At 68.3% G+C, this 24,367-nt stretch carries 27 protein-coding genes; 8 read left to right on the top strand and 19 right to left on the bottom strand.

What is annotated here, in order from left to right; all coding sequences use genetic code 11:
* Position 1 precedes the first annotated feature (1 nt).
* The 3 genes from CFB82_RS24680 to CFB82_RS24665 all read right to left on the bottom strand — a co-directional run bounded on the left by CFB82_RS24680 (position 2) and on the right by CFB82_RS24665 (position 4,365).
* A complete protein-coding gene (locus CFB82_RS24680; RefSeq protein ID WP_256990463.1) occupies positions 2-1,861 on the bottom strand; it encodes an FAD-dependent oxidoreductase in 1,860 nt (619 codons plus the stop codon).
* 10 nt (positions 1,862-1,871) lie between these two features.
* Positions 1,872-3,062 (bottom strand): acyl-CoA dehydrogenase family protein, encoded by a 1,191-nt coding sequence (locus tag CFB82_RS24675; RefSeq protein WP_089485646.1) that lies wholly within the window; start codon positions 3,060-3,062, stop codon positions 1,872-1,874.
* Between the two features lie 163 nt (positions 3,063-3,225).
* Entirely contained in the window at positions 3,226-4,365 is a 1,140-nt protein-coding gene (locus CFB82_RS24665) for an LLM class flavin-dependent oxidoreductase (RefSeq protein WP_089427349.1), read from the bottom strand.
* 259 nt (positions 4,366-4,624) lie between these two features.
* Between CFB82_RS24665 and CFB82_RS24660 the strand changes: the two genes are divergently transcribed.
* Complete coding sequence (locus tag CFB82_RS24660) at positions 4,625-4,975, top strand: VOC family protein (protein ID WP_011355015.1); 351 nt, start codon at positions 4,625-4,627, stop codon at positions 4,973-4,975.
* A gap of 51 nt (positions 4,976-5,026) precedes the next feature.
* Here CFB82_RS24660 and CFB82_RS24655 read toward each other — a convergent pair whose 3' ends face one another.
* Positions 5,027-5,887: a LysR family transcriptional regulator gene (locus tag CFB82_RS24655; RefSeq protein WP_089485645.1), complete on the bottom strand. Its 861-nt coding sequence runs from the start codon at positions 5,885-5,887 to the stop codon at positions 5,027-5,029.
* A gap of 160 nt (positions 5,888-6,047) precedes the next feature.
* On the opposite strand from CFB82_RS24655, the gene CFB82_RS24650 reads away from it, so the two are divergent.
* On the top strand, positions 6,048-7,436 hold the full coding sequence (locus CFB82_RS24650) for a DHA2 family efflux MFS transporter permease subunit (RefSeq protein ID WP_089485664.1): 1,389 nt from the start codon (positions 6,048-6,050) through the stop codon (positions 7,434-7,436).
* A 9-nt stretch (positions 7,437-7,445) separates the two neighbouring features.
* On the opposite strand, the gene CFB82_RS24645 is transcribed toward CFB82_RS24650, so the two are convergent.
* Both CFB82_RS24645 and CFB82_RS24640 read right to left on the bottom strand, forming a co-directional pair.
* Positions 7,446-7,826: a DUF4377 domain-containing protein gene (locus CFB82_RS24645; protein ID WP_089485644.1), complete on the bottom strand. Its 381-nt coding sequence runs from the start codon at positions 7,824-7,826 to the stop codon at positions 7,446-7,448.
* A gap of 83 nt (positions 7,827-7,909) precedes the next feature.
* The gene (locus CFB82_RS24640; protein WP_143750963.1) at positions 7,910-8,110 is read right to left on the bottom strand and encodes a hypothetical protein; all 201 of its coding nucleotides are present in this window, start codon (positions 8,108-8,110) and stop codon (positions 7,910-7,912) included.
* Positions 8,111-8,211: 101 nt separating this feature from the next.
* On the opposite strand from CFB82_RS24640, the gene CFB82_RS24635 reads away from it, so the two are divergent.
* Positions 8,212-9,405 carry a tyrosine-type recombinase/integrase gene (locus CFB82_RS24635; protein ID WP_089485642.1) on the top strand — a complete coding sequence of 398 codons (1,194 nt, stop codon included), beginning with the start codon at positions 8,212-8,214 and terminating at the stop codon, positions 9,403-9,405.
* 50 nt (positions 9,406-9,455) lie between these two features.
* Here the strand turns inward: CFB82_RS24635 and CFB82_RS24630 are convergent, their stop codons facing one another.
* From CFB82_RS24630 to CFB82_RS24615, 4 genes are all read right to left on the bottom strand, one after another.
* Positions 9,456-9,854 (bottom strand): lysozyme inhibitor LprI family protein, encoded by a 399-nt coding sequence (locus CFB82_RS24630; RefSeq protein ID WP_089485641.1) that lies wholly within the window; start codon positions 9,852-9,854, stop codon positions 9,456-9,458.
* A gap of 168 nt (positions 9,855-10,022) precedes the next feature.
* Positions 10,023-10,241: a YXWGXW repeat-containing protein gene (locus tag CFB82_RS24625; RefSeq protein WP_089485663.1), complete on the bottom strand. Its 219-nt coding sequence runs from the start codon at positions 10,239-10,241 to the stop codon at positions 10,023-10,025.
* Between the two features lie 62 nt (positions 10,242-10,303).
* Entirely contained in the window at positions 10,304-11,461 is a 1,158-nt protein-coding gene (locus CFB82_RS24620) for a DUF1501 domain-containing protein (protein ID WP_089485640.1), read from the bottom strand.
* A gap of 2 nt (positions 11,462-11,463) precedes the next feature.
* Entirely contained in the window at positions 11,464-12,858 is a 1,395-nt protein-coding gene (locus CFB82_RS24615) for a DUF1800 domain-containing protein (RefSeq protein WP_089485639.1), read from the bottom strand.
* Positions 12,859-13,503: 645 nt separating this feature from the next.
* Here CFB82_RS24615 and CFB82_RS24610 point away from each other — a divergent pair.
* Positions 13,504-13,893, top strand: coding sequence for a cupin domain-containing protein (locus CFB82_RS24610; protein WP_256990460.1), 390 nt, complete (start codon positions 13,504-13,506; stop codon positions 13,891-13,893).
* Positions 13,894-14,149: 256 nt separating this feature from the next.
* Here the strand turns inward: CFB82_RS24610 and CFB82_RS43365 are convergent, their stop codons facing one another.
* The gene (locus CFB82_RS43365) at positions 14,150-14,458 is read right to left on the bottom strand and encodes a hypothetical protein (RefSeq protein ID WP_179255446.1); all 309 of its coding nucleotides are present in this window, start codon (positions 14,456-14,458) and stop codon (positions 14,150-14,152) included.
* 314 nt (positions 14,459-14,772) lie between these two features.
* On the opposite strand from CFB82_RS43365, the gene CFB82_RS24605 reads away from it, so the two are divergent.
* Entirely contained in the window at positions 14,773-15,459 is a 687-nt protein-coding gene (locus CFB82_RS24605) for an alpha/beta hydrolase (RefSeq protein ID WP_256990459.1), read from the top strand.
* A gap of 147 nt (positions 15,460-15,606) precedes the next feature.
* Here the strand turns inward: CFB82_RS24605 and CFB82_RS24600 are convergent, their stop codons facing one another.
* From CFB82_RS24600 to CFB82_RS24585, 4 genes are all read right to left on the bottom strand, one after another.
* The gene (locus tag CFB82_RS24600) at positions 15,607-16,110 is read right to left on the bottom strand and encodes a periplasmic heavy metal sensor (RefSeq protein WP_089447791.1); all 504 of its coding nucleotides are present in this window, start codon (positions 16,108-16,110) and stop codon (positions 15,607-15,609) included.
* Positions 16,107-16,526, bottom strand: coding sequence for a hypothetical protein (locus CFB82_RS24595; RefSeq protein ID WP_089485637.1), 420 nt, complete (start codon positions 16,524-16,526; stop codon positions 16,107-16,109). The genes CFB82_RS24600 and CFB82_RS24595 overlap by 4 nt, the downstream gene beginning before the upstream one ends.
* Positions 16,523-17,287 (bottom strand): RNA polymerase sigma factor, encoded by a 765-nt coding sequence (locus tag CFB82_RS24590; RefSeq protein ID WP_089485636.1) that lies wholly within the window; start codon positions 17,285-17,287, stop codon positions 16,523-16,525. Before CFB82_RS24590 ends, CFB82_RS24595 begins: the two co-directional genes overlap by 4 nt.
* Positions 17,288-17,528: 241 nt before the next feature.
* Positions 17,529-17,828 carry a YXWGXW repeat-containing protein gene (locus CFB82_RS24585; protein ID WP_089485635.1) on the bottom strand — a complete coding sequence of 100 codons (300 nt, stop codon included), beginning with the start codon at positions 17,826-17,828 and terminating at the stop codon, positions 17,529-17,531.
* Positions 17,829-18,151: 323 nt separating this feature from the next.
* Between CFB82_RS24585 and CFB82_RS24580 the strand changes: the two genes are divergently transcribed.
* The gene (locus tag CFB82_RS24580) at positions 18,152-19,837 is read left to right on the top strand and encodes a purple acid phosphatase family protein (protein WP_069251726.1); all 1,686 of its coding nucleotides are present in this window, start codon (positions 18,152-18,154) and stop codon (positions 19,835-19,837) included.
* Between the two features lie 66 nt (positions 19,838-19,903).
* On the opposite strand, the gene CFB82_RS24575 is transcribed toward CFB82_RS24580, so the two are convergent.
* Positions 19,904-20,515: a hypothetical protein gene (locus tag CFB82_RS24575; protein WP_143750961.1), complete on the bottom strand. Its 612-nt coding sequence runs from the start codon at positions 20,513-20,515 to the stop codon at positions 19,904-19,906.
* 40 nt (positions 20,516-20,555) lie between these two features.
* On the bottom strand, positions 20,556-20,963 hold the full coding sequence (locus CFB82_RS24570) for an energy transducer TonB (protein WP_089485633.1): 408 nt from the start codon (positions 20,961-20,963) through the stop codon (positions 20,556-20,558).
* A 96-nt stretch (positions 20,964-21,059) separates the two neighbouring features.
* Here CFB82_RS24570 and CFB82_RS24565 point away from each other — a divergent pair, with 96 nt between their 5' ends.
* Together CFB82_RS24565 and yddG are read left to right on the top strand one after the other, a co-directional pair.
* Positions 21,060-21,347, top strand: coding sequence for a hypothetical protein (locus CFB82_RS24565; RefSeq protein ID WP_089485632.1), 288 nt, complete (start codon positions 21,060-21,062; stop codon positions 21,345-21,347).
* Positions 21,348-21,553: 206 nt separating this feature from the next.
* A complete protein-coding gene (gene yddG / locus CFB82_RS24560; RefSeq protein ID WP_143750960.1) occupies positions 21,554-22,498 on the top strand; it encodes an aromatic amino acid DMT transporter YddG in 945 nt (314 codons plus the stop codon).
* Positions 22,499-22,569: 71 nt separating this feature from the next.
* On the opposite strand, the gene CFB82_RS24555 is transcribed toward yddG, so the two are convergent.
* On the bottom strand, positions 22,570-23,199 hold the full coding sequence (locus CFB82_RS24555) for a LysE family translocator (protein WP_089485661.1): 630 nt from the start codon (positions 23,197-23,199) through the stop codon (positions 22,570-22,572).
* Positions 23,200-23,322: 123 nt separating this feature from the next.
* Positions 23,323-24,219 carry a LysR family transcriptional regulator gene (locus tag CFB82_RS24550; protein ID WP_089485660.1) on the bottom strand — a complete coding sequence of 299 codons (897 nt, stop codon included), beginning with the start codon at positions 24,217-24,219 and terminating at the stop codon, positions 23,323-23,325.
* Positions 24,220-24,367: the final 148 nt, after the last annotated feature.

The following is a 24,367-nucleotide window of genomic DNA, read 5'->3' as shown; positions in this document are numbered from 1 at the left end:
GTCAGCAAACGCATCCATGATCGACGGCATCTCTCGTTCCGGCAAAAAGCGAGAGTAAACCTGAACACGCCGCAACGAACAACCGCTCCAGCCCTTTAGCCACGGGCCTCTTCATGCGGAAGCCCTGCGTGGAGGGCCGGGCGGGCTGGCCGCCGGCGTCGGCTGCGCGAGCAGCCAGGTGGTCGGCGGCGAGATACCCGAAGGTCATCGCCGGACCGAGCGTCGAGCCCGCGCCGGGGTAGCTCGCGCCCATCATCGATGCGCTGGTGTTGCCGATCGCGTACAGGCCGTCGATCGGCTCGCCGTCGGTGCGCAGCACGCGGGCGTGCACGTCGGTGACGAGCCCGCCCTTCGTGCCAATGTCGCCCGCGTCGATCCGCACCGCGTAGAACGGCTCCTGGTCGACCGCCCCGAGGCACGGGTTCGGCTTGTTCCGCGGATCGCCGTAGTACGTGTCGAACAGGTTGTCGCCCTTGCCGAACGCCTCGTCGATCCCGGTTGCCGCATAGCGCGCCATGTCGCGCAGCGTGTCGTGCAGGCCGGCCGCGTCGACGCCGATGCGTGCGGCCAGCGCGTCGATCGTGTCGGCCTTCACAATCACGTCGCGGAACGCGGCCGGAATCCGTGAGTCGGGCATCATCGACGCCGGCATGATCGGCCCGCACGGATACTTGCGGCGAAACCGCGCGTCGAACACCATCCAGGCCGGCACGCTTGCGCCAGTGCGCGCATGGTCGCGATACATCGCCGGCACGAATTCGGAATACGGCGCGGCTTCGTTGACGAAGCGCTTGCCGAGGCGGTTCACGATCACGCAGCCCGGCAGGTTGCGTTCGACGAACAGCGCGCGCTGCTTCTCTTCGCCGGCGACACCGACCGTCGGCGCGCCCCACACGTGCGCCATCAGCGCGAGCGCGCCGCCGAGCCGGTGGCCTTCGGCGATCGCGTCACCGGTGTTGGCCGGCGGCGTCGCGCTCCACTGCGCCTGCGTCGGCTGCGGCAGGTAGCGCTCGCGCATCGGCTGGTTGCGCTCGAAACCGCCCGCGCCGAGGATCACGCCACGCCGCGCGGCAATCGTCACCGGCTGCCCGAAGCGCTGCGCGCGCACGCCCGTCACGCGGCCGTCCACGTCGAGCAGGTCGCGCATCGGCGTGTCGAGCCACACGGGCACGTTGCGGTCGAGCAGCGCACGGCGCAGCCCGCCGATCAGCGCATTGCCGAGCGTCAGGCGCCGGTCGCGCCGCGTGCGGCGGCGCATCCCGATATCGAGCCAGTAGCGGCCGAACTGCGCGATCGCGAGCTTCATGAAGCCGGGCCCGCGCGAGAACAGCGTGTGCGCCTCCTTCGACGTCACCGCCACGCGCCCGCCGATCAGCGTGCCGGGCGACGCCGGCCGCAGCCGGTCGAATTCGTCGCCGAGCAGCCCGCCGTCGAACGGCATCGGATCGAGCGCGCGGTAGCCCGGCATCGCGCCCGGCACCTTCTGGAAATAGTCCGCGTACTTCGGCAGCGACTGGTAACGCACCGGCGTCTTCGATTCCAGGTAGCGCAGCATCTCCGGCGCGCGGTCGAGATACGTGTCGATCTTCTCGGGCGTCGATTCACCGGCTACGCACGCTTCGATGTAGCCGCGCGCGGCCTCGCGCGAATCGGTCGCGCCGAGCTCGGCGATATGGTGGTTGCACGGCACCCAGATGCCGCCGCCGGAGACGGCCGACGTGCCGCCGTACAGCGCCGACTTCTCGATCACGACGACGGACAGGCCGCGGTCGGCCGCGCGGCACGCGGCGAGCAGCGCGCCCGCGCCCGAACCGACGACCACCACGTCGAACTCGTATTGCTGAGCTTGCGGGTCGTTCATCTCGGCCTCGTCAGATGAAGAAGTCGGTGTTCTCGCGGCCGAGCATCACGGCGCCGAGGTTCTGGCCGAAGCGGTCCACGTTGTTCGCGTAGTGCGCGCGGGCCGCATGCAGGTCGAGGAAACGGCGCACGAGCGGATTGCGGTGATAGATGCCGTTGCCGCCCGCGTAGCGCAGCAGCGCGTTCGCGGCCTGCGCGCAGCGCTCGGCGACCTGTGCGGACTGGTAGCGGAAATGCACGCGGCGCTCGATCGACACGGCCGGGCCGCCGGTGACGGACGCCATCAGTTCCGCAAAATTGCGCTTGAGCAGCACCTGCATCTCGTCGATCGCGACGGCCGCGTTCGCACACGCGTTCTGCGCGCCCGGATCGTCGGTCGTCTTCGCACCACTGTTGGCCGACACGCGCGTCGCCGCATACCCGGTGAAATCGTCGAGCGCACCCTGCAGCGCGCCGATGCACGACGTGCAGACCGCACGCACGAAGATCTGCGCGAACGGCAGCTTGAACAGCGGCGCGTCGTTGACGGCGAGGCCCGGGCTCGTGCCCATCATCCCGTCGATCGCCCTGTGCGTGCGGTACGCCGGCACGAACACGTCGTCGACGACGATGTCGTGGCTGCCCGTCGCGCGCAGGCCGAGCACGTCCCAGTCCTGCTGGATCCGGTAGTCGGATTTCGGCAGCAGGAAGGTGCGGTATTCGGGCGGCTGGCCGGCTTCGGCCGGCACCAGCGCGCCGAGGAACACCCATTCGCACAGTTCGCTGCCGCTCGAGAACTTCCAGTGGCCCGACAGGCGGAAGCCGCCGTCGACCGGCGTCACGCGGCCGACCGGCATGTAGGTCGACGCGATCAGCGTCGCCGGGTCATCGCCCCACACGTCCTGCTGCGCGCGTGCGTCGAACAGCGCGAGCTGCCAGTTGTGCACGCCGACGACGCCGTACACCCACGCGGTCGACATGCAGCCGCGCGCGAGCGCCATCTGGATATCGAAGAACGCCTGCGGATCGAGCTCGTAGCCGCCGTAGCGCTTCGGCTGCAGCACCTTGAAGAAGCCGGCGGCCTGCATGTCGGCGATCGTCTCGGCCGGAATGCGGCCCTGCGCGTCCGCCTGCGCGGCGCGGCCGGCCAGCGTCGGCGCCAGTGCCTCGGCCCGGGCGATCAGCGTGGCGGCCAGTGCGTTCGAATCGTTGTCGCGATGCACGAATGTCTCCTGTGAAGCGGGTGATGCGCCGCGGCGCGGGCCCCGCTCTCGTTCAAAGTTGTCCGGCGCGGCCTGGCCGCGGGCGATGCTCGCCACCACCGATGGTCGGCTTCGCGCGACCGCACCGCATCGTCCGACCGGACGACGGGCGCGGCCCGGTGCATCACGCGCAGGCGCGCGCCTTCTCGCGGTTGAAGAACGGGATCACGTGCTCGCCGATGTTGCGGATCGTCTCCATCTGCGCGTCGTGCGGCACGGTGCCCATCTGGCACAGGAACAGCACTTCGTCGACGCCGGCTTCCTGCAGGCGGCCGACATAGCCGATGCAGTCGTCCACCGTGCCGTACGCATGGTTCGGGTTCATCATCGCGAGCGCCGGGTCGGCAAAGTTCACGACGACCTCCTCCGACGCGAAGCGCGAGCGGATCACCATTTCGCCGGTATCGGCCTGCACGAGGTCGTCGCCCCACTTCGCCGGGTCCGGACGCTCGCCGCCCGTGTACCAGTACGCGAGCGATTCCATGAAGTAGCGCTGGCCGCGGATGCCGATCTTGCGGGCGGCCTGGCCGTCGGCCATCACGACCGTCGGGCACAGTGCCGCGAGGTGCTGGGTCGGGCGGAAGCCGACCTGGTCTTCCGGCTTGCGGTTCGCCCACGCTTCGCGATACACGGCGTTCTTCTTCGCGACTTCGTCGGGGCCGCCGAAGCCGAGCACCAGCGCGCCCATCCCGCGCTGGCCGGCGCGCAGCAGCGCGTCGGTGTTGGTACACGCGAGGTACATCGGCGGGTGCGGATCCTGGAACGGCTTCGGGTGGATCGGACGCTTCGGAATCTTGATGTACTTGCCGTCGTGCTCGATCTCGTCCTGCACGAACATCTTCGGCACGAGGTACATCGATTCGTCGATCATCGGCTGCAGTTCGTTGAGGTCGTAGCCGAACGCGCCGGCTTCCTGCTGGCTGCCGCCCTTGCCGACGCCGAAGTGCACGCGGCCGCCGGACAGGATGTCGAGCAGCGCGACGCGCTCCGCGACCTTGATCGGGTGGTTCATCGCCGGCGGCAGGCACACGACGCCGTGGCCGAGGCCGATGCGCGTCGTGCGGCCGGCCAGGTACGCAAGGAAGGTTTCCGGCGCGCTCATGTGCGCATAGTTGGTGAGCGACGTGTGCTCCACGCACCAGATCGTGTCGAAGCCGACCTGCTCGGCGAGCAGCGCCTGTTCGACCGTCTCCTTGAACACCCGGTGGTCGCCCTCGCGCGATGCGTCGGTGGTCTGGGCTTCGTAGATGAGGGAAAACTTCATTGCGTGCGTCTCCATGGTTGTTGGACGAGTCGGAGTCGTGCAGCCCGCCCGCACGATACGGACGAAGCGCGACGGTCCACGAATGGGAGTGTCGGCGCGCGGACGGGCGCGGGCATCGTCTGTTCGGAGTACCGGCGCGCCTGCGGGGACAGAGGGGTTTCACCGTCATCCGATCGGACTGCGTGAGCGCGTGACCGGCGCGCTAGCATCGAACGGCGGGCGCGTGACGCGCACCGACCAACGACAAGGGAGAGCGGGAATGAAGGTATCGATGCTGCTGTATCCGGTCGACGACATCGACACGGCGCTGCCGCTGTTCGTCGACGGGCTGGGCCTGAACGTGAAGTTTCGCGACGGCGACCGCTATTGCGCGCTCGACGGCGGCCCGCTGACGATCGCGCTGGTCGCGGGCGACGAGCAGATCGTCGAGCGCGCGGCGCTCACGCTGCGCGTCGACGAGGACGACGACCTGTATGCGGCGATGGCGCGAGTGGTAAAGGCCGGCGCGTCGGTGCGCGTGCCCGTGCAGGCCGGGCCGCACGAATACCGCGCGGTGCTGGAGGACAAGAACGGCGCATTGCTCGTGATTTCGCAGAAACGGGCCGCATGACGGCACGCCGCGCGGGCGCCGGATACGGGCGCCTCGTGCGCGGCGCGCCCGCTAGGCGTCCGCGCCCGGCGTGCTCAGGTCGCTCGCTTCGAGCAATTCGAGCAGCGTGCGCGCCGGCTGGCTGAGCCGCTTCGCGGCCAGCGCGATGAATTCGATGTCGGGCAGCACGGGCAGCGCGTCGCCGTTGACCAGCGGCGCGAGCCCGCGCGTCGACAGATAGTGCGACGTCGCGGTCAGGCCGAGCCCCGCGCGCGCGGCCGCGATGCAGCCCGGCTGGCTGCTGCTCGAACACACGACTTCCCAGCCGATCCCCCTCTCCGCGAGCGCGTTCAGGACGATCGCGCGCGTCACACTCGGCTCGGCGACCAGCACGAGCGGCAGCGGCCGCTCCGGATCGACGATGGTGCCGGGCCGCGCGACCCATTCGAGCCGCGTGCGCAAGAGCGGCGTGCCGCGCCGCTCGCCGAGCCGCCGCTTGCCGATCATCAGGTCGAGCGCGCCCGCGTCCAGCCCTTCGTAGAGCCGGCTCGTCATCCCGGTGGTGATCTCCAGCGCGACGTCCGGATGCGCGGCGCGAAACCCGGCGAGCACGTCCGGCAACGCGACGAGCGCGAGGTCGTCCGGCGCGCCAAGGCGCACCCGCCCTTTGAGCCTCGGCTTGCGGAACTGCGATTCCGCGCGGTTCAGCGCCTGCAGGATCACGTTCGCGTGCACGAGCAGCGCCTCGCCGTCGGCCGTCATCGCGATCGAATGCGTGTCGCGCACGAACAGCCGCCGGCCGACGCTCTCTTCGAGACGACGGATGTGTTCGCTGACGCTCGACTGGTTGAGCCCGAGCTGCCGGCCCGCTTCGGTGAAGCTGCGGCAGTTCGTGACGGTCGCGAACGTGTTGAGCCAGACGGGATTGAGCATGGCGCATTGTCATCGGCATTGCCGATGACAGTCAACGTCTTAAGGCAGCTTCCCGATGACCATCGGAATCGGTACCATCGTGCGCTTGGAGACCGGCAGGCGCCGCGCGCAACCGCGTGAAGGCGCCACCCGCGCCAGCCTTTGCACCACCGATTTCGCCATGTCCCGGGAACCCACACACGCCGCGCTGCTCTGGATCGTCGCCGCTGCATTCTTCATGCAGTCACTCGACACGACGATCGTCAACACCGCCCTGCCTTCGATCGCACAAAGCCTGCATGCGTCGCCGCTCGCGATGCAGCCCGTCGTGGTCGTCTATACGCTGACGATGGCGATGCTCACGCCGGCGTCCGGCTGGCTCGCCGACCGGTTCGGCACGCGCCGCGTGTTCTCGCTCGCGATTCTCGTGTTCGTGCTGGCATCGATCGGCTGCGCGGCGTCGCATACGCTCGGCCAGCTCGTCGCCGCGCGCGCGCTGCAGGGCATCGGCGGCTCGATGCTGCTGCCGATCGGCCGGCTCGCCGTGCTGCGCCGCGTGCCGGGCGAACAGTACGTCGCGGCGATCGCGTTCGTGTCGATCGCCGGCCAGCTCGGCCCGATCGTCGGGCCGACGCTCGGCGGCTGGCTCACGCAGGCGATTTCGTGGCACTGGGTGTTCATCGTCAACGTGCCGGTCGGCGTGATCGGCTTCGTCGCCGTGCAGCGCTACCTGCCGCACGACCAGGCGCAACAGCCGCCGCCGTTCGACTTCGTCGGCTGTGCGCTGCTGTCGGTCGCGATGATCGCGCTGTCGCTCGCGATCGACCCGCCGATGCCCGCGCATCGCGCCGCGTGGGCGGCCGGGCTCGCGGTGGTCGGGCTGGCGAGCGCGCTTGCGTACCTGCCGCACGCGCGGCGCCGCGCGCAGCCGCTGTTCCGGCTCGGGTTGTTCCGCGAGCCGAACTTCGGCTCGGGCCTGCTCGGCAACCTGCTGTGCCGGATCGGCACGAGCTCCGTGCCGTTCATGCTGCCGCTGCTGATGCAGGTGCAGCTCGGCTATACGCCGCTGCAGTCGGGGCTGATGATGCTGCCGGCCGCGATCGCGGGCGTCATCGCGAAACGCTGGATCGCGCCGCTCGTGAAGCGGTTCGGCTACGCGGCGTTCCTGGTCGTGAATACGGGGATCGTCGGGTGCGCGATCGCGGGGTTCGCGCTGGTGTCGGCGCGACCCGCGCCGCTACTGGAAGGCGCGCTGCTGATCGTGTTCGGCGCGGCGAACTCGATGCAGTTTGCGGCGATGAACGGCGTGACGTTGAAGGGGCTGTCGCATGCCGATGCCGGCAGCGGCAACAGCCTGTTCACGATGATGCAGATGCTGGCGATGGGGCTCGGCGTGTCGATCGGCGGCGGCCTCGTCAACCTGTTTGCCGCCTACTGGGGCTCGATGGCGCACGGGTTCATGCTGTCGTTCACGTGCATGGGCGTGGTGACGCTGCTGTCGTCCGTCGTGTTCCGGCGGATCGATACGGCCGCGCCGCCGGCCAGCGCGGCCGCGCGCCCGTCCGCGTGAGCGCGGCCGTCAGTTCACCTGGCGGCGCTCGACGACACGCTTGAGCACCCAGCGGATCGACGAGCCGTCGGCCGGCGGCTGCGCGACGCGGTATTCGTCGATTTCGAGCGTGTACAGGTAGCCGGGCTGGTACGCGAAGCCTTCGATACCGGCGTACCACAGGCTCCACGGCTCGTTCGGGCCGTTGCGCACCTGCAGGCACTCCATCGGCGCGACGCCCGTGCAGCGCGCGGATTGCGGCGCGACATACACAGTCTTGGTCACCGGCTTGCTGTCGGCCGGGCGCACCGCGTTCGGCGCCGTGGCGGCGGCGTCGGTCTGGCATCCGGCGAGGAGCATGCTGCCGGCAATGACGGCCGCGCCGAGCAGCGTTCTGGATGGGCGAATCATCGGGTGTTCCTCTGGAAGCGTTGGAGGGCCGTTTAGACGATCGGTGCGATGAGAAAGTTCACAAACAGCTTACAGTCATCGATCTACCCCTCGTTCGCCGGATGTCGCTTGCGAATCGTCACGTTACGGTGAGTCGGCTCGCCCGCGTGCATCGCCGCCTGCGGGCCGTCCATGCAACGGTTCTTTCCCTGATCGGCATCACGCGACAGGCGATGTTCGTCGGGACGTTGCCGAACCGCGTGCCGCCGGCTGAGTGAAGCGATCGTTGCCGGCAGGTTCGTCATGCGGCGATCGTGTACCATCGGCGCTTCCCGATATGCCTGATCGCGCTGCGTTCGTCCGCCCGGCTCCCTGCGTACGATCCGCGCAGCGCCCCCCGCTCCGCATGACCGCACCCGTTCCGTCCGACACCGCGTTGCGCCCGCTGCCGATCGATGCGCTGACCGTGCCGGCCACGCTCGACGGACGCACGGGCACCAACCGCTCGAGCAGCGCGCATCCGCAGATTGCCGCGACCAACGACCTGGACGCGGTGCGCGCGTGGCTCGCCCGCTTCGTCGATACGCCGACCACGTTCCAGAACTACCGCAAGGAAGCCGAACGCCTGCTGCTGTGGGCCGTGATCGCGTGCGGCAAGCCACTGTCGTCGCTCACGCACGAAGATCTGGTCGTCTACCGCCAGTTCCTGCTCGCACCCGCGCCGGCCGAGCTGTGGTGTGCGAACGGCGGGCGCAAGCATCCGCGCGACGATCCGCGCTGGCGGCCGTTCTACGGGCCGCTGTCGGCGGCCAGCCAGCGGCAGGCGCTGGTGATCCTGAACGTGATGTTCTCGTGGCTCGTGCAGGCCGGCTATCTCGCCGGCAATCCGCTCGCGTTGTCGCGCCAGCGGCAGCGCCGGCCCGCGCCGCGCGTCACGCGCCATCTCGGGCAGCCGTTGTGGCAGTCGGTCAAGGACGCGATCGCCGCGATGCCGCGCGACGACGCGCGGGCGTGCTTCCATGCGGATCGCGCGCGCTGGCTGTTCACGCTGCTGTATCTCGGCGGGCTGCGCATCACCGAAGCGGCCGATACGACGATGGGCCAGTTCTTCTGCCGTCGCGACGCGGACGGGCGCGACCGCTGGTGGCTCGACGTGACGGGCAAAGGCGGCCGGCAGCGGCTCGTGCCGGCCACCGACGAAATGATGGCCGAGCTGTCGCGCTACCGGCGCGCGCACGGCCTGTCCGCGTTGCCGTCCGACGGCGAGGCCACGCCGCTCGTGCTGCCGGTCGGCCAGGCGCGCAAGCCGCTCACGCGCGCGGCGCTGCACCGGATCGTGAAGCAGGTGTTCCGGCATGCGGCCGACCGGTTGCGCGCGAACGGCGAAGCCGGCGAGCAGCAGGCGCGCGTGCTCGAACAGGCGTCCGCGCACTGGCTGCGCCACAGCGCGGGCTCGCACATGGCCGACGGTCGCGTCGACCTGCGGCTCGTGCGCGACAACCTCGGCCACGTGTCGCTCACGACCACGAGCCAGTACCTGCACGCGGACGACGACTGGCGGCATCGCGAGACGGAGGAGAAACACCGGATCGGGTGGTAGGCGCGCACCGGCCTGACGGGTCACGGCTCGCGCAACGCGTTCGTTCGCGCTCAGTGTGCGAGTTCGAGCCCGCCGAGACCGCCGTTGCTACGGCATTTCGCGCGGTCGCTTTCGGCCGGCACGTCGATCTGCCCGCACAGCACGTCGATGCGCTGGCGGTAACTGTCGATCAGGCACTGCGTCGTCGTGCAGCGGTTACGCGTTTTCAGCCACGCCTTCTGGCTGGCGATGACCCGGTGATATTCGGGCGGATCCTCGACCGGGTAGTTGGCGAAGTCATCCACGACGTGCTGGTAATCCGCATTGAGCGCATCGTCGAGACGCGACAACGTCGGGTTGGTGCAGATTTCGCGCTCCACGAACGTGGATGCTTTCGCGCAGTTGAACGACGCGGCGTGCGCGCCGGTCGTGCCGGCCGCGACGGCCAACGCAACGAGCCATGCTTTCATGTGGGTGCCGTAACGAAGAAGACGGCGGCCAGGGATCGACCAGCCGTGATGGGCGAGCGGGCACGCCCGTCGCCGGAACCCGGCAGATTAGGTCAACGCGCGTCGCATTTCAATACGCTGCTCCGCATCCCGGCACCCTCGCCACACGCTACGTCACGCCTCGCGTGGTCAGTACACGCCCACCCAATGCCCGGGCACCCACGCCCAATGATTGCCGGCCCACCGGTAGTGCCCTTTCGCCCAGCGATAGCCCGGCGCAGGCATCGGAGGCGGCACCTCGACGACGGGCGCCGGCTGCGGCGGCCGCACGGGTTCGACCACGCACGCGGACATCAGCGTCGCACTGGCCGTCACCAGCATGGCGAGCGAAACGGATCGGATCTTGATCATCCTGGATTCTCCCTTTTGTGTAGTGAATGGATTCATTGCGGAAGCGGCAACGTCGCGCGTCACGCGGTTCCGCGAATCAGCCCGCTCATCGGCCGCGTCGCACCGCTTTCCGCGAACAGCGCGGACGCGGTACGGCGCGGATCGAGCCGCAGGCTGTCGGCGGCGGCGCCCGAGATCAACGCGTCGAGCGACGCGGTCGGTTTCAGGTCGCGCCCTTCGTACAGGTCGCCCGGCCGCAACCCTGGCCAGTCGGCGATCACGCGGCCGCCCGCGACCGCGCCGCCCGCCAGCATCGCGACGGATGCCTGCCCGTGATCGGTGCCGCCCGTGCCGTTCGCGGCCGCCGTGCGACCGAACTCGGTTGCGACCAGCACCGTGGTTTGCTGCCACGCGGGCCCGAGGCCGTCGCGCAACGCGGCGAGCATCGTGTCGAGTGCTTTCAGCTGATTCGCGAGCCGCGCGTTCTGCGCGCTGTGCGTGTCCCAGCCGCCCGTCTCGATCATCGCGATGCGCGGGCCGTCGTCGCGCGCGAGAAACGTCGCGGCGAGCTTGCCGACGCCCGCCGGATCCTGTCGCGCATGCGCATCGCCGGCGAGGCCGCGCGCGTCCATCGCCGACTGCCACAACGGGCCGAGCTGCGCATCGGCCTCGTAGAGCGCCGACACGCGTGCGAGCAGGTCGTCCGGCGCGGCCGGCAAACCGGACGGCGCGTACGACGCGGCCTGCACGGTGCCGCGCAACGCGAGCGGCACGGTCGGCGCGAACGCGATCGCGCTTTCGTGCGTGGCCGGCAGCAGCGCGGCGAGCCGGTTCAGCCACCCGTCCTTCACCTGGTACGGCGCGCGGCCACCCGTCTCAAGCACGTTCTGTCCGTCGAAATGCGAGCGGTCGCGATACGGCGATGCAATCGCATGAACGAACAGCGCCTGGCCGTCGCGGTACAACTGTGCGGTCTGCACGAGCGACGGATGCAGCGCGAACGTGCCGTCGAGCCGCGTCGCGGCCGACGTGTCGATCGCCAGCGGGCCCCGCAGCGACGCATACGCGGGCTCGGCATACGGAACGACGATGTTCAGGCCGTCGGCCGCGCCGCGCTGGATCACGAACACGAAGCGCCGATCGGTCTCGACGTTCGCGAACACGATCCGTGGCGCGACGAGGATCGCGCCTGCGCCGGCGGCGGCCACGCTCAGGAATTGTCGGCGGGACAGTGCCATGGTCATCTCCGTTGGAAATCGGGTGAGACGAGCAACAGCGCGAGCGACGTGGTCGCGCTTTCGGCACGCGACAGCGCGGTCGCCGTCGGCGCGCTCAACGAACCGGCGAGCAGCGTGTTGCCGAGCGTGCGCGGGTCGAGCCGGTCGCCCGTGCGCGCGGCCAGCCGCTGCGCAAGTTCGACGCGGCGCACGAGCGCGTCGGGCGCGGCCCAGCTCGCGGCAACGTCGTCGTAACCGGCCGGCGAGCCGGGCCGCCACACCGGCTGGCCGAGCTGCGCGAGCAGCGGCGCGGCCTTCAGGTCGCCCGTGTCGCGCCAGCCGAGCCCGCGCAGCGACGACACGGCCCACTCCCACGGCGTCTTGAACTTGCGGTTGACCGGCGACCACGCATCCGTCGAATCGACGAGCGCGCGATAGACGGTCGGCAAATCGCCGCCGCTCGCATCGAACGCACGGGCCAGCCGGTCGGTCAGCGCGGGCGGCGGATTGTCGGCGACGAAATGACGGGCCAGCTGGAACGCGATATGCCGGCCGGTCGCCTCCGCATGCGCGAGGTCGTGCAGGATCGCGCGCGCCTGCGCTTCGCCGGGCTGGTCGTAGCTGCGCCCCATCACGGTCCGCACACCGGGCTCGTGCAGTTTCGGGCGAAACACGAACGCACCGGGCGCCGCATTGCCGGGCTGCAGGCCGCGCCCGCCGGCGATGCTCCAGCCGGTCAGCGCACGCGCGAATTCCGTCACGTCGGCCTGCGTGTATCCCGTGCGTACGCCGAGCGTGTGCAGCTCCATGATTTCGCGCGCGAGATTCTCGTTGAGCCCGCGTTTGGCCGACGGATTGCGTGCCTCGGCACGCAGCGCCGCCGGGCTGTCGGGGCCGACCGAGCGCGCCTGGTCGAGGAAAAGCTGCATCGCGGGATGCTGTTCGACGGCCACCAGCATGTCCTCGAAACGGCCGAGCACGTGCGGGCGGATCGCGTCGCGTTCGAACGCGCCCGCATAGGCCGCCACCGGCCCCTTGTCGACCGATACCGCGAAATGATTCGCCCAGAAATGCACCAGCCGCTCGACGAACGGCGCAGGCGTGATCAGCGCGCTGTTCAGCCGCGCGACGACGGCGCTGCGATACGTGTCGTTGCCGTCGCGCCGGATCGACTGCTCGGTCGCGCGCTTCGTTGCCGGATCGTTGGCCGTCATCGCATTGCGTGCATTCGCGAAGCGTGTCGCGAGCGCAACCGCGTCGGGCTCGCCGGCCCACGCGGCCGGCCGCGCGTCGTAGCGGTCGAATTGCGCGACGAGCGCTGCCTTCGGGTCGGCAGGCGGCGCTTCGTCAGCCCGCGCGCCGAGACCGAAACGGTTCAGCGCGATGGCGGCCGGTGTGATGTCGTTCGGGTGGTCCATGACGGGGTTCTCGCGATGCGTACCCGTGTTTAACGTGGGTCGGCGGGAAATCCGTCGCTGGGAAGACGAATATTTCTCCGTGATGGTCCGGGAACGCGCGGCTTGCTACTGGCTTTCAGAAGACAGCCATTCACTGGCGATGCGTCGAACTGTTGACCGCGGAGAAGGACACGTTCGACCGTCCGGCCCTATCAACGCTCAGCAACCCGGTTTTCATGAGGTGCTTAACGCCCCGAAGGAGAACCGGATGCTTGCGTTGTTCCGGCAGTCGATCGTCCGGAAACACGGCCGGTAGGCAAATGGAGCATTGATATGGCCATTCGGCGTTGCCACAATTCCGAGAGCACCCGGGCGCGGGTTGCGTGCGCCATGCAATGACGCGTGAGGGCTATGCCGCTGATCCACGATTGCGCTCTGCGGCGTCATCGCGGCAGCCGGCCGTTGCTCGTCGACGAACGTGACCCGGCTTCTGCGGCACGCGCCACACCCGTGCCTGCGTTTGTCATGGGCGAGGTGGAGCATGATCCCGTGCACACCGCATCCCGGTGCCGATACAGCAGGCCCGAATGACGATTTGCCCTGATCCGACGGAGTTTCGCGATGAATTTGACACGTCACGAACTGATCACCATTGGCTCGCTGTCGATGCAGTTCCTGGTCGATGGCACGGACACCGCCGGCCATATGGCAATGGCGGAAATGATCGTCCAGCCGTTCTCGAAATTCCCGCCGCCGCATCGCCATGTCGACGTCGACGAAACGATCCGCATCGTGGAGGGTTCGCTGACCTACCGGGTCGACGACAGCGTACGCGTGCTGAACGCGGGCGATCATTGCTTCTCGCCCCGCGGCAGCGTTCATCACTTCTCCAATCCGGGCAATGTCCCCGTTCGTGCGCTCGTGGTGTTTACGCCCGCCAACATCGGGCCCGACTATTTCCGCGAGATGGCCGGGGTGTTGGTCGCGGACGGCCCACCGGATCCGGAGAAGGTGAAGTCCGTGATGAAACGCCACGGGATCGAACCGGCATCCTGAACGGATGAGCGTGGCCGGCCCGAATCACACCCGGGCAATCGTCACGGGAATCTCGGGAACTGCACCATGCCTCCGCATTGGGCCGGCTGGGCACTTGTGCTTCCCTGAACCAACGCCAGACTCGAGAAAGCGTATCGCCCCCGCGTCACGGCAGTCTCGTCGTCTCGCCCGCGAGTAAAAATCGGTACAACCGGAGACCCATCATGACCAAGGTGCTCGCCATCCCGCTGCCGGCTCCCGCTATCGCTTTCGCCGATCAATCGGCCTTTCCCGACGGTTCCACCACGCCTGCTGCATCGGATATCCAGCAACGTCCGCGGGCAAGGCATGCGACATCGAACTGGCGGACGGTACCCAGTGGCATGTCCAGTACGGCAATGGCAGCGACTACGATTTCACGTCGAGCCGGAGGTTCGCCGATCACGGCGACTGGAACGCCGAGGTTGGCAAGGTCTGCAGCAAGGGCCGCAAGATCCCGTACTCGCGCAACGACGTTCACGTGAAGGGCGACGACCGCTATCTCAAGCGCGACAACGGAGAAATCATTCAGTTTGTCGAATCGCATGGAACGCCGCGCGTCGGAACGAAGACGAGCGCTCGGGCAACCACGGCTCGGCACACCTCGCGTCGACGTGGCGCCACTTCATTGACCAGGAGAAGCTGCCGCATTCCGGCCTGCCGCTGCGGAATGCACCGGCCACCACTATGATGCCCCCTCTTCCCTTCAGCTTGCGTGCGCGGTTTCCTTGCTTCGGTTCGCTGCGTCCGCGCTCGCGCTGGACCCGTGCGTGGCTGCTTGCCGTCGCGCTGACGCTGCACGGCTATCCGGCCCATGCGCAGAACCCGCCCAAGGTCGTCGATATTCCGACGCGCCCCGGGGTGACCCAGCGGTTTCTCTTCATCGCGCCGGACGCGCCGAAGGCCGCGGCCATTCTCTATGCCGGCGGACATGGCGGGCTGCAACTGGAATCGTCCGGCCGGTTCGGATGGGGCGCAGGCAACTTTCTCGTCCGCAGCCGGCAGATGTTCGTGAATGACGGCATCGCGGTCGCGGTCATCGATGCGCCGAGCGACCGGCAATCCGCGCCCTACCTCGACGGCTTTCGACTGTCGAAGGAGCACGCCGACGACGCACGCGCCGTGATTGCGTGGTTGAAGGAGCAACTCCATGTACCGGTCTGGCTGGTCGGGACGAGCCGCGGCACCCAGTCCGCCGCCGCCATTGCGATTGCGCTGGCCGGCGGCGGCGGGCCCGACGGTCTCGTGCTGACGTCCACCATCCTCCGCGAAGAGCAAGGCGGTACCGCGGTGACGGACATGAACCTGGCCAGCCTCACGATTCCGGTGCTCGTCGTTCACCACCAGAATGACGGCTGCAAACATTGTCCGGTATCCGAAACGGATACGCTGCTGAAGAAGCTGGAGCAGTCTCCGAAGGCCGAACTGATGATCGTGTCGGGCGGCAGGTCCCAGGGCGGTCCGTGCGAGGCGTCTGCCTATCACGGCTTCAATGGTCTGGAGAGCGGCGTGGTCGACGCGATCTCCGCGTGGATGCTTGCACGCTGAACGTGCGCGCCGCGCAGCGAAGTCGCGGTTGCCCCTTGCGATCCTTTGCCGAAGTTCAGCCTGCAGGCATTGCCGACCCACCTTCCGCGTACGCGTTGCGCACCACTGAAAAGGCACGCCGCCGCACGTCTCCCGCGCGGCGTTGGCTTACTTGCTCGCCGCGTCCCCTTGCTTCTTCTGCCACTTCGGCGGCAGCCGCCAGTTCCCGCTACGCCGCAACCCGTCGACGAACTTCGCGCGCTCGTCCGGCGTGAGCGTCGCCGCGAAATCGACGACGCTGCGCTCGACCTGCGCACGCAGCGCGGTATCGGCCGCACGCGTGCGGTCGAGCGCCGCGTCGATCGCCGTGCGATCGAGTTGCGGCGCGGCGAGCAGGTCCAGCACGGTGATCCGGTCGTCGCGCCCTTCCCGCGCGAAATCGCGGCCGTCCTTGCGCGCCGCCTTCAGCGCCGCAACGAATTCCTGCTGGCGCGCGTCCGGCAATTCGTCCGCGGCGAAACGCAATGCGGTGTGCGACGCAGGTGCGCCCGCCGCCCGCAGGTCGCGATGCGTCGAAAACCACTGATACGCGCCGCCGCCGATCGCGCCGAGCATGAATACGTTCAGCACGACCGAACCGACGAGGACGAATTTCCAGCCACGCTCACTCATTCATCACTCCAGTCCACGCTCGGCCCACCGAACGTCGTAGTCAGATAGCCCGGCTCATGCGCAGGCGGCACGCTGCCGAGCATCAGCATCGACACGGCCACCGCACCCGCGAGCGCGCCGGCCAGGCCCACGCCCGCGAATGCCGCGCCCGACCACCACACGGTGCCCCGCCGCCGCCGCGCGCGCCGCGCCGCGGGTGCCGTCGCGACGATGCGCTCGACAAGCCCCGGCGCGGGCGGTGCGACCGTATCGTTGGCGAGCCACGCGTCGAGTTCGGCGGCATCGTCCAGCGCGGCCAATGCGTCGCCCGGATGCGCGCGCGCCCATGCCTCGGCGGCCGCGCGCTCGCCGTCCGGCCAGCGCCGCGCATCCGAGCCATACGCGGCGACGATGGTACGAAATCGTTCGGGTGTCATCGGATGTCCTCGCTCGGTGAGTCGCCCGCCAGTTGCGCGCGCAAGTTTCGCCGCGCACGTGCAAGCAGGCTTTCCAGCGCGTCGACGGTAATGCCCATCAGGTTGGCCGCCTCCACGTTCGACATTTCCTGATAGTACTGGAGCACGAGCGCTTCGCGCTGCCGCGCCGGCAACGCCGCGAGCGCCTGCCGCACGCGCGCGTCGCGAGAGCGGGCCTCCGCGCGCGTGGCCGGCTCCGGTTGCGGATCGGGCACGTCGGGCAACACGTCGACCGGTTCCTCGCGGCGGCCGCGCAAGCGGTCGTAGCACAGATTCAGCACGACGCGATGCAGCCACGTGTCGAACCGTGCCTCGCCTTCGCGCCAGCCCGGTGCCTGTTTCCAGATCCGCAAGAACGTCTCCTGTGCGACGTCCTCGGCTTCCGTGCGGTCGCCGAGCATGCGCGTCGCGAGTGCGAGCAGCCGCGGCAGCTTGCGCGCGACGAGCATGCGCACGGCCGACGCGTCGCGCGCGCCGACCCGTGCGACCAGGGCTGCGTCCGGATCGCCGTCGCTCAACGCGGGGCGCTCCAGCGCATCGCGCGTCTGTGCCGCGGCGCGATCGTCGATGCGCCCGCCGGCAGACTGAAGCTCATCGTCGTGCTCTCCTTGCATGCGCCGCGCCATTACCCGGCCCCGCCACACTGGCGGTTCGTGATCGCCGCGCGCATCGCGCACGGCCTCGGCAAGGTCCGTTTCATCGGCATCCGTTTCAGGCTGCATGGCGACCGGGTCGATCGGGTGCCGGCCGCCCGTTTGCGCAAGCGGCGGCCGGCGTGCTCAATATACGACGACCGGTGCGGGCCGGTAATAGACCGGACGCGCCGGCACCACGACACAGCCGGCCAGCACGACAGCTGCGGCCGCGAGTATCACCACGGTTCGAAAAGGCATGGCTGCGCCTCATGACGTTGCGGGTAAGCGCCACCGCGCCAGCATCGCGTGCCGTGCGGCGGCATGCGCATCAGGCCCAGTGACCCGGCACCCAGCGCCACGCCGGACCACGCGCGGCCCAGTGGCCCGGCACCCAGTGATAGCCGACGCGCACCACTTGCCAGTGGCCCGGAATCCACACGTAGCGGCCCTGCCGCCAGTGCCAGTGGCCCTGGTCCCACACATAGCCCGCGCGCGGCGCCGGCACCACTTCGACGCGAGGCGCCGGCGGCGCGTAAGGCGCGACGATGACGGCCTGCGCGAAGACAGCCGACGCCGCCAGCGCGGCCACGCATGCCGCGGCGAACCGCAATGGAATGGAAAGCTCCATGTAAGACTCCGAAGTAGCGGGTATCGACCGGAAGCGGCCGTTCATGCGTTAAACGGCGCGGGCGAACGGAATCCGTCGCGGTGGCTGCAAATAAATTTCGGCCGGACCGGATGCGCGCCTGCGCGGGCCGGATGCCGCGATACGCACGCTCGGACATGTGCCGACACGCGCGTGGGGTTGCCCTGCTGTCACAACCCGGCAAAACTGCCCTTCGACAATGTCTCGCACCGGGATCCCGCTCGTTTCCGGCTCACGCACTGGCCATGCTCGCGCACGGCCAGGCGGTTCCACATCTCGCGTCTCCACCCACGAAAACACCGACCATGTCGAACCAGGACAACTCCCCGATCCAGCCGAACGAGCCGGCCGCGTCCGTCTCGCGTCGCGGCTTCCTGAAACTCGCCGGCGTATCCGGCCTCGCCACCGCCGCCGGTGGCCTCGCGGCAGCCAGGGCCGCCGCGTCGAACCCGGACGGCACGCCCGAACAGGTCCACCTGACGTGGGGCAACGACCCGACGTCGGAAGTCGTGATCTCGTGGGCCTCGCTCGCGTCGGCCGTCAATCCGCGCGCGCGCATCGTCGCCGACGGCGAGCCGGCGCGCACCGTGCACGGCGTCCAGCGCGTGTACACCGATGGCCTGAACGGCGAAACGGTATTCGCGTACCACGCACGCGTGCACGGGCTGAAGCCGAACACGCGCTACCGCTACGAGATCACGGCCGACAACGACAGCAACGCCGCGCAGCCGTTTTCCGCGAATTTCTCGACCGCGCCGCGCGGCCGCGCACCGTTCCGCTTCACGAGCTACGGCGATCTCGCGACGCCCAACGGCGCATGGGTGCTGTCGTCGCCGCAGAGCCGCTTCGCAGTGCAGGCCGTCGAGCAATTCCAGCCGCTGTTCCACCTGCTGAACGGCGACCTCTGCTACGCGAACCTGAACCCCGCGCACCAGCCCGAGGTGTGGCGCGATTTCGGCAACAACAACCAGACGTCGGCCGCCAATCGTCCGTGGATGCCGTGCCCGGGCAATCACGAGATCGAGTTCAACAACGGCCCGCAGGGGCTCGACTCGTATCTCGCGCGCTATACGCTGCCGGAGAACGGCACGCGCTTCCAGGGCCGCTGGTACAGCTTCCGCGTGAGCTCGGTGCTGTTCGTCTCGCTCGATGCGGACGATGTCGTGTACCAGGACGCCGCCGCGTTCGTCGGCGGCCCCGCGCCGCTCGTGCCGGCCGCGAGCACGGGCCACCCGCCGATCGAGCCCGGCACGTCGTTCTACGTGCGCGGCTACAGCAACGGCGAGCAGACGCGCTGGCTCGAACATACGCTGCGTCATGCCGCGCATGACGACGACATCGACTGGATCGTCGTGCAGATGCACCAGGACGCGCTCAGCTCGTCGAAGACGGGCAACGGTTCCGACAAGGGCATTCGCGAAGCATGGCTGCCGCTGTTCGACCGTTACGGCGTCGACCTCGTGCTGTGCGGCCACGATCACGACTACGAGCGCAGCTACCCGGTGCGCGGCTGCAATCACCGCGCGGGTGTCGATGCGACGACCGGCGAAGTCGTCGAGACGCTGCAGCCGCGTCCGGTCGGCTCGAACGACCCGGACCGCACGAAGTTCGACACGAGCCACGGCACGATCCACCTGATCCTCGGCGGCGGCGGCACCAGCGCACCGCTCGACGTGTACGGCGAGAACCCGGCGACCGGCTTTGCGCGGGCGAAGGTGTTCACGAAGCCGAACCGGCCGGTGCCGGGCACGGCGCCGAATACGTTCGTGCGCGCGCCGGCCGATGCGCTCGAGGATGCGATCTGGTCCGCGCGCCGCGATACGGGCACCGGTTACGGGATCGCGGTGTTCGACCACGACCCGGGCAAGCCGGGCGGCCACACGACGATCACGATGCGCTACTACCACGCGCCGGGCGCCGACCAGCACCCGACCGCCGACTATGTGCTGTTCGAGACGATCGAACTGAGCAAGAAGCGCAACGAGCGGTGATCGGGCGGGCGCCCGTTGCGGCGGGCGCCTGATGCTTCGCCTGCACGGTTCGTTGCCTACGCAACGTCATGGGGCGATCAGGATGCCGCGGTTCGCGAAATAGCGGTCGAACGTCGCGCGCGGCATCGCCACGTTCTGCTGCGTGCGCGCGTCGAACCCGGACGGGTTGTGGAACAGCCAGTCGCCGGTGTCGCGGTTCGCGCCGAACACGAGCACCATATGCCCGCCGCGCGACGGCGGTTCGAACCCGTCGTGCCGGATGCCGGGATGAACCGATGCCATCAGCATGTGGCCATCCCGCAGCTTCGGCTCGAGCGCGGCCGAATCGATCCCTTCCACGACATCGCCATCGATCCCGTACCGCTCGCGCACCCAGTGCACGAAGGGCCGGTAATGCAGGCGCTTGCCGGTGTCGCCGAGTTCGGGCCGATAGACGCCGAACCCGACGGCTTCGCGTACCAGTTCGAGCAACGGCACGATCGTATTCGAGCGGTACGCGAGCAGCATCTTGAGGCACGCCATGCCGCAAATGCTCGGGCTCCATTGCGCATATTCTTCCGGCGTGCTCGCGCCGGAGCGATGCCACAACGGGTCGTCCTCCGAGCGCAGTTCGCGGGACACGAACCGCGAAACCAGGTGCGACGATTCCCATTGCGCGAAATACGGCACTTCTCTCATGGCTTTCCTCTCCGAAAGCGCGATGTGGCTGGCAGGCTCGCTACATCAGCAAGAACGCGATCTTCTCCTTCATGCGAATCGGGTGCGCGCCTTCGCCGGCGGTACAGTGAATGCGCATGAACGCCGCAGTCACCACGGCGTCGAGTTCCGCGTGCCCGTTGCTCTCCAGCAGCGTTACGTCCGACACCGTCCCGTCCGGCAACACGACGCCGCCGACCGTCACCTCTCCGCTTTGCCCGGCATAACGCGTGCTGGCCGGACACGGCACGTCGCCGGAATTCATCCGCGTGCAGCGCGCGACTTCGCTTGCATAGACGTATGGCGCTTCGGCACGCGCGACGCCAGAAAGCGCGGCGAAGTCGGCGACTGAAATGACGAGCATTGAGCGATTCAACATGGATCTTCTGGTTCGTCTCATGGGATTCGACGCATGCGACGACGGCTGCATGACTATAACGCGACGGCGTGTAAGCGCCTGTCACACGCCCATGGCGGGGCGTTGCCCCATGGCACGCGTTAGACTGCCCGCCTCGCCCACCGGCCCATGAAAATGAGTTTCGAATACCGCATCCAAACGATCCCATCGGCCGACGCATTCGATGCAATCGGGAATGCGTTGCGGCAAGCGCATGACGACATTGACATCGATCCCGTCCGGCAACAACTTGAAGTCCGTGACGCCTCTGGCAACTGGCCGCTAATCGGCCTGTCGACTGAAGAAGACGGCTTCTTCCTCGTCACGACGCTCGGGCCGACGCGGGACGCGATGCTCGACTCGATCGGCCGCGCGTTGTCGGCAATCGGCGCGGCTTGGCGCATCGACGACGCGTGACCGGTTGCCGCGTGACGCCCATGCTCCCGAACCGGCCTCAAGCGCCGGGCTGATCACCGCCGACGCCGCTGCTCGATCTCCATCACCCCGTTAAACTACGCGCTTCCGCCGCAATGGCCGTCCCGCATGCCGACTGCGCGCGTGGCTCATGCAGGTGGAACCGACTCATCCGAATTCGCATTTGAATGTTGAAACAGGCAGGAAGCATGAAGCGCAAGAATAAGGCCACGCTCGCCGGGCTCGGCGCGGTGTTGTTGTGGGCCTCCGTGGTCGCCCTGGTTCGTGGCGTGAGCGAAAGCCTCGGCGCGACCGGCGGCGCCGCGATGATCTATACGGTCGCATCCGCGCTTCTGCTGTTGACGATCGGCTTCCCCGATCTCAGCAAATTCCCGAAAAAGTATCTGCTCTGGGGCGGGCTGCTGTTCGTCGCGTACGAGCTGTGCCTGTCGCTGTCGATCGGCTATGCCAGCAACGGCCAGCAGGCGATCGAAGTCGCGATGGTCAACTATCTGTGGCCGAGCTTCACGCTGGTCGCCGCGATCGTGTTCAACAAGCAGCGCGCCAACCTGCTGGTCGTGCCCGGCGTCCTGCTGTCGATGCTCGGGATCTGCCGGGTGCTCGGCGGCGACCAGGGGCTCGACCCGGCCGGCATGCTGCACAACGTCGCGGACAATCCGCTGAGCTACGGCCTCGCGTTCTTGGGCGCGCTGATCTGGGCCGGCTATTGCACGGTGACGGCACGCCTCGCCAACGGCAAGAACGGCGTCACGCCGTTCTTCATGCTGGTGGCGCTGGCGCTCTGGATCAAGTTCGCGATCGAAGGCGGCGGCGGCATGACGTTCAGCGTGCATGCGGTCATCTACATCGTGCTGGCGGCATCGGCGCTGGGCTTCGGCTATGCGGCCTGGAACACCGGCATCATGCACGGCAACGTGACGGTCATCGTCGGCGCGTCGTACTTCACGCCGGTGCTCGCCGCCCTGCTCGCTGCAACGCTGCTGCACGCGCCGCTGTCGATCGAATTCTGGCAAGGCGCATTGATGGTTTGCGGCGGGTCGATTCTGTGCTGGCTCGCGACGCGCGGCCGGCGCCGTGAAAAAGCCCCGCCCGTCCGGGTCGGCAACGAAGCGCAGGGCAACTGCCAGGGCTGACGATGCCGGGTGCTTTCGTCGCGATGCCGCTTGAAAGCCCCGGCGATCCTGCAATTCGTCAACCACTCGCGCTAGCGCGACTCGAGTGCGATACGCACGGCCAGCCCGGCCAGCACCGTGCCCATCAACCAGCGCTGGGCCGACGCCCAGACCGGCCGACCCGCCAGAAAGCCCGCGATGCCGCCTGCCATGCAGGCAATCAGCGCATTCACGCTGACACTCACCGCGATCTGCACGCAGCCGAGCGCCAGCGATTGCGCGAGCACGCTGCCGTGCCCCGGCGAAATGAACTGCGGCAGAAGCGACAGATACATCACCGCGATCTGCGGATTCGCGAGGTTCGTGACGAAGCCCATCGCGAACAGCCTGGCACGGCTGTCGTGCGGCAACTGCCTGACCTGGAATGCCGAGCGACCGCCCGGTTTCAGCGCCTGCCACGCCAGGTACGCCAGATAAAGCGCACCGGCGAAACGCAGCGCGTCGTACGCATACGGCACGGCCATCACCAGTGCGGTGATGCCCAGCGCGGCGCACACCATGTAGAACACGAACCCCAGCGCGACGCCGCCGAGCGACACCAGCCCGGCACGGCGGCCCTGGCAGATCGAGCGTGACACCAGGTAGATCATGTTCGGCCCGGGTGTCAGCACCATGCCGAGCGACACGAGTCCGAAAGCAAGCAAGGTGGGCACGGTCGGCACGGCAATCTCCTTCGGGACGAAGCGGTCAGGGGCGAGTTCGAACAATGTATTGCATCTCGACTGTCATCGGCTTGAATAAACTTCAAGGCGCCCATGAGCGCTGTTCATCGCTGAAGCCGCTCGTTACCTGGCCTTTCTCGCGCGCGTGTTGATCGCCTTCGCCGCCTTCGCGCGTTGCGCGTCGACGAGCCGCACGAACGCCTCTGCGACCGCGTTGCCGGCCGTATTCCACGACAACCGCACCGAGCGATGCAGCCTGGGCGACAGCGCCAGCACGCGGCCGCCGAACGGCGTGTACGTGAGTGTGATGCGCGGCACGATCGACACGCCCATGCCGGCCTCGGCCATCGACAGAATGGTCCGCATCTCGACCACGTTGAACGCGGCCCGCAGCGGCACCCCGCTGCGCGCGAAGTAATCCGCGATCACCGGCCCGCACCCTGCCTTCGAGAAGATGAACGGCGCCGCGGACAACTGCTTTGCCGACACGCTCTTGCGGCCGGCGAACATGCCGTCGGCCGCCACCGCGACAAAGTCCTCGTCGAGCAGCGGCAGAGTGTGTGCGAACGTCTTCGTGCCGGCCACCACGCCGACATCGGCCGTACCGTCGTCGATCCACCCTTCGACTTCGCTGTCCGTGCCTTCGAGCAGCACCGCCGACACGCCCTGGTGCATTTCCTTCAACGCCTCGAGCGCAGGGACGACGAACGCCAGCGACACGCTCGGCAACGACGCGACCACCAGTTTCCCTTCGAGCTTGCCGCGCGACAGGCTGAACTGCTGGCGCAGCAGCTGTGCTTCCCGCACCACGTTCTGGACATACGGCCACAGGCGTTCGCCCGCCGCCGTCAGGACGACCGGCTGCCGGTCGCGCCAGAGCAGCTTGACCTCCGTCAGGTGTTCCAGCTCGGTCAATGCATGACTGATCGCGGATTGACTGCGGCTCAACCGATCAGCCGCAGCCGTGAGCGAGCCGAGTTCGACCACGGCCGCCAGGGCCTGCAACTGGGCAAGCGTCATCGACGCCTCCTTGTTCAACGATATGAATCCGGCACATCAAACGGAAAACCGTCATGAATTATATTGAACTGCGGAAATGATCACATCGACGCGACCCATGACGCGCCACGGTCCGTGCCGAATGTCCTTCGCAACGCTCAGGTAAGAT

The organism is Burkholderia sp. HI2714, from assembly GCF_002223085.1.
Taxonomy (GTDB): domain Bacteria; phylum Pseudomonadota; class Gammaproteobacteria; order Burkholderiales; family Burkholderiaceae; genus Burkholderia; species Burkholderia lata_D.
This window is presented reverse-complemented; position numbering and strand designations above follow the sequence as displayed.

Bases quoted from the DNA above. Each gene is read 5' to 3' on its own strand.
- CFB82_RS24610 (WP_256990460.1), top strand. From the start codon at position 13,504: ATGCAGTTCCTGGTCGATGGCACGGACACCGCCGGCCATATGGCAATG.
- CFB82_RS24570 (WP_089485633.1), bottom strand. From the start codon at position 20,963: ATGCAGCCGTCGTCGCATGCGTCGAATCCCATGAGACGAACCAGAAGA.
- CFB82_RS24600 (WP_089447791.1), bottom strand. From the start codon at position 16,110: ATGAGTGAGCGTGGCTGGAAATTCGTCCTCGTCGGTTCGGTCGTGCTG.
- CFB82_RS24630 (WP_089485641.1), bottom strand. From the start codon at position 9,854: ATGAAAGCATGGCTCGTTGCGTTGGCCGTCGCGGCCGGCACGACCGGC.
- CFB82_RS24590 (WP_089485636.1), bottom strand. From the start codon at position 17,287: ATGCAGCCTGAAACGGATGCCGATGAAACGGACCTTGCCGAGGCCGTG.
- CFB82_RS24635 (WP_089485642.1), top strand. From the start codon at position 8,212: ATGACCGCACCCGTTCCGTCCGACACCGCGTTGCGCCCGCTGCCGATC.
- CFB82_RS24665 (WP_089427349.1), bottom strand. From the start codon at position 4,365: ATGAAGTTTTCCCTCATCTACGAAGCCCAGACCACCGACGCATCGCGC.
- CFB82_RS24550 (WP_089485660.1), bottom strand. From the start codon at position 24,219: ATGACGCTTGCCCAGTTGCAGGCCCTGGCGGCCGTGGTCGAACTCGGC.
- yddG (WP_143750960.1), top strand. From the start codon at position 21,554: ATGAAGCGCAAGAATAAGGCCACGCTCGCCGGGCTCGGCGCGGTGTTG.
- CFB82_RS24655 (WP_089485645.1), bottom strand. From the start codon at position 5,887: ATGCTCAATCCCGTCTGGCTCAACACGTTCGCGACCGTCACGAACTGC.
- CFB82_RS24680 (WP_256990463.1), bottom strand. From the start codon at position 1,861: ATGAACGACCCGCAAGCTCAGCAATACGAGTTCGACGTGGTGGTCGTC.
- CFB82_RS24575 (WP_143750961.1), bottom strand. From the start codon at position 20,515: ATGAGAGAAGTGCCGTATTTCGCGCAATGGGAATCGTCGCACCTGGTT.
- CFB82_RS24580 (WP_069251726.1), top strand. From the start codon at position 18,152: ATGTCGAACCAGGACAACTCCCCGATCCAGCCGAACGAGCCGGCCGCG.
- CFB82_RS43365 (WP_179255446.1), bottom strand. From the start codon at position 14,458: ATGCGATTCGACAAACTGAATGATTTCTCCGTTGTCGCGCTTGAGATA.
- CFB82_RS24650 (WP_089485664.1), top strand. From the start codon at position 6,048: ATGTCCCGGGAACCCACACACGCCGCGCTGCTCTGGATCGTCGCCGCT.
- CFB82_RS24640 (WP_143750963.1), bottom strand. From the start codon at position 8,110: ATGACGAACCTGCCGGCAACGATCGCTTCACTCAGCCGGCGGCACGCG.
- CFB82_RS24615 (WP_089485639.1), bottom strand. From the start codon at position 12,858: ATGGACCACCCGAACGACATCACACCGGCCGCCATCGCGCTGAACCGT.
- CFB82_RS24595 (WP_089485637.1), bottom strand. From the start codon at position 16,526: ATGACACCCGAACGATTTCGTACCATCGTCGCCGCGTATGGCTCGGAT.
- CFB82_RS24565 (WP_089485632.1), top strand. From the start codon at position 21,060: ATGAAAATGAGTTTCGAATACCGCATCCAAACGATCCCATCGGCCGAC.
- CFB82_RS24620 (WP_089485640.1), bottom strand. From the start codon at position 11,461: ATGGCACTGTCCCGCCGACAATTCCTGAGCGTGGCCGCCGCCGGCGCA.
- CFB82_RS24660 (WP_011355015.1), top strand. From the start codon at position 4,625: ATGAAGGTATCGATGCTGCTGTATCCGGTCGACGACATCGACACGGCG.
- CFB82_RS24585 (WP_089485635.1), bottom strand. From the start codon at position 17,828: ATGGAGCTTTCCATTCCATTGCGGTTCGCCGCGGCATGCGTGGCCGCG.
- CFB82_RS24645 (WP_089485644.1), bottom strand. From the start codon at position 7,826: ATGATTCGCCCATCCAGAACGCTGCTCGGCGCGGCCGTCATTGCCGGC.